Source organism: Helicobacter pylori SA37A (genome assembly GCF_000476015.1).
Classification (GTDB): domain Bacteria; phylum Campylobacterota; class Campylobacteria; order Campylobacterales; family Helicobacteraceae; genus Helicobacter; species Helicobacter pylori_DB.
Window position 1 is genome coordinate 1 of the sequence record NZ_CBOO010000031.1, and the last position, 2861, is coordinate 2861.

2 protein-coding genes and 1 pseudogene are annotated in these 2861 nt (G+C 34.8%); 2 read left to right on the forward strand and 1 reads right to left on the reverse strand.

Going from position 1 to position 2861, the window contains the following annotated elements:
* Window positions 1-384: 384 nt before the first annotated feature.
* Window positions 385-682: pseudogene (locus QT76_RS08690) on the reverse strand (hypothetical protein).
* A 274-nt stretch (window positions 683-956) separates the two neighbouring features.
* On the opposite strand from QT76_RS08690, the gene QT76_RS07720 reads away from it, so the two are divergent.
* Together QT76_RS07720 and QT76_RS07725 are read left to right on the forward strand one after the other, a co-directional pair.
* Window positions 957-2249 (forward strand): DUF2130 domain-containing protein, encoded by a 1293-nt coding sequence (locus QT76_RS07720; protein WP_033617272.1) that lies wholly within the window; start codon window positions 957-959, stop codon window positions 2247-2249.
* Window positions 2250-2294: 45 nt separating this feature from the next.
* Window positions 2295-2861: AAA family ATPase (locus tag QT76_RS07725; RefSeq protein WP_033617273.1), on the forward strand; the 567-nt coding region annotated here is incomplete at its 3' end.

Sequence of the window (2861 nt, forward strand, 5' to 3'; positions counted from 1 at the left end):
TGTTTTACTTGCTTGTGTTTGTTATTTCTTATCTTATTGCGTTTTAATTTTTATGTCTTAATCGTTTGTTTTTTTACTGCTTATGACTTTTGCTTGTTTTTTAATGTTTAATGTTTAATGTTTAATGATTTTAATCGCTTGATTTGGATTTTTACTGCTTATGGCTTTTGTTGTTTCGCCTTGTTTTTCTTGTGTTTGAGTTTTGTTTTTGGTGTTTTTGGTGGGTCTGAGCTGATTATGAATGCGTTTGGATTTGAAAACTCTGTTCTTATCAAGTATTGGTGTTTAAAGCCTTATTTTTATAGTTTGAAGTTTTATAATTATAGTTATAGTGAAATTCATAAGGGGGTGGGGATTATTTTTGATTTTTAATGCCCTATATTTCTAGAGTTTTAAACGCTCAAGGATTTGAGTTTTAATTTCTTCGGATCTAATTGAACAAGTTGTTGGCGTTCAAAATTGCGTGCCTGAAAATCAATGCAATAACTCAAAAATAATAGAATCGTTTTCATAGGGGGCAACTAGGTGCATGCCCGAATAATGGAATTGAGCACAAGAAAGCGCAATAAATGCGCTGTAGGGTTTTAATAAGGGATTTCTATTGTGTGGATTGAGTTTGATAACACCTCCAAAAGCAATTGTTTTTATATTTTTGTTTTATCTCATTTTCTTCATTTATAATGTGGTTTTTATGCGAAAGGTATTTTTTGCCTTTTTTATTTTTTGTTGTTTGTGGGAATACTAAGAAAAAGTCCTTGTTTTCATAGATGACAAAATAAGGGCGTTCTTCTTGTTGCTCATGCCCTTTATTATGTCTGTTTTTATAATAAATATCCATGTTAATAACTCCTTATTCAAAAGCCCTATTTTACTGAACTTATTGGATAAAACCTGCTTAAGTTAAATTGATCTCATTCTATTATAAAATATAAAAAACCAAATCTTAAAGGAAAATCATGCAAGAAGATCAAATCACATGCCCCAAGTGCCAAACGCTCATTGATGTGAGAGAAGTGCTATACAAACAGATTGAGTTAGAAAATCAAAATAAGTTTTTAGCCCAACAAAAAGAGTTTGAAAAAGAGGTGAATGAAAAAAGAGCGCAGTATCAAAGCTATTTCAAAAATTTAGAGCAAAAAGAAGAGGCCCTAAAAGAGCGAGAGAAAGAGCAAAAGGCCAAATTTGATGAGGCGGTCAAACAAGCGAGCGCTTTAGCCTTGCAAGATGAAAGGGCTAAAATCATTGAAGAAGCCAGGAAAAACGCTTTTTTAGAGCAGCAAAAGGGCTTGGAATTGTTGCAAAAAGAATTAGACGAGAAGTCCAAACAAGTCCAGGAATTGCACCAAAAAGAAGCGGAAATTGAAAGGCTCAAAAGAGAAAATAACGAAGCAGAGAGCCGATTGAAGGCTGAAAATGAAAAAAAATTGAATGAAAAATTGGATCTGGAAAGGGAAAAAATAGAAAAAGCCTTGCATGAAAAAAATGAATTGAAATTCAAGCAGCAAGAAGAGCAATTAGAAATGTTAAGGAATGAGTTGAAAAACGCTCAAAGAAAGGCGGAGTTAAGCTCGCAGCAATTCCAAGGCGAGGTGCAAGAATTAGCGATTGAAGAGTTTTTGAGGCAAAAATTCCCCCTAGATAGTGTTGAAGAAATCAAAAAAGGGCAAAGAGGGGGCGATTGCATTCAAGTGGTGCACACTAGGGAATTTCAAAATTGCGGGAAAATTTATTATGAGAGCAAACGCACTAAAGAATTTCAAAAAGCTTGGGTGGAAAAGCTTAAAAGCGACATGCGAGAGATTGGGGCTGATGTGGGGGTCATTGTGAGCGAAGCGCTGCCTAAAGAGATGGAGAGGATGGGGTTATTTGAAGGGGTGTGGGTGTGTTCGTTTGAAGAGTTTAAGGGGTTGAGCGCGGTGTTAAGAGAGGGGGTTATTCAAGTGAGTTTGGCTAAAAAAAGTCAGGAAAATAAGGGCGATAAAGTGAATCTGCTCTATCATTATTTGACAAGCTCTGAATTTTCTATGCAAGTGAATGCGATTATAGAGGGGTTTGAGCAATTGAGAGCGGATTTAGAAAGCGAAAAACGCGCGATGAATAGGATTTGGAAAAGCAGGGAAAAGCAAATTGACAAAGTGTTTGAGGGCACGATTAACATGTATGGCTCTATCAAGGGCATTGCGGGTAATGCGATAGGGCAAGTGAAAGCGCTAGAGCTTGGGTATGATGGGAGAGAATTGGAGGATTAGTCTTTGTGGTACATTTTGAGATAATATTGTGAATTAGGAGTGAGCGTGAATAGTAATGGCAATAAAGACAAACAACAGCAGAATGTAAGCAGTGGGATTTCTCAAATCTCATTAAAAAAGGTGGCAACTTTTGATGAAAATGGGGCGAGTTTTAAGGATTTAAATTCTATCAATTTAATTTATGGGGCTAATGGGAGCGGTAAGACAACCACTTCTAGTTTTTTAAAAAATCTAGCTGAAAATGGGATTGAAGACAAGTTCGCTAATAGTAAAATAGAGTGGTATAACAGTGAGGATTTAAAGATTGAAGTTTATAACAAGCAATTTAAAGAAGAGCAATTTAGAAACTCTCAAGTTAAAGGCATTTTTACGCTCGGTAAAAAAACAAACGAGAATTTAGAAAAAATTGAAATCAAGAAAGAATCAATAAACAAAGAGAATGAAAAGAAAATAAAAAATGAAGCAAGCTTGCAAGTTTTAACACAAAAAAAGGAAAAGGAAGAAAAGGATTTTGCTGATAGGTGTTGGGAAAAACTTTATAAGAAAAATGAAGAGGATTTTAAAGAAACGCTAGAAGGCTTTAAGCGTAAAGAGAAGTTTAAAGAAAAAATC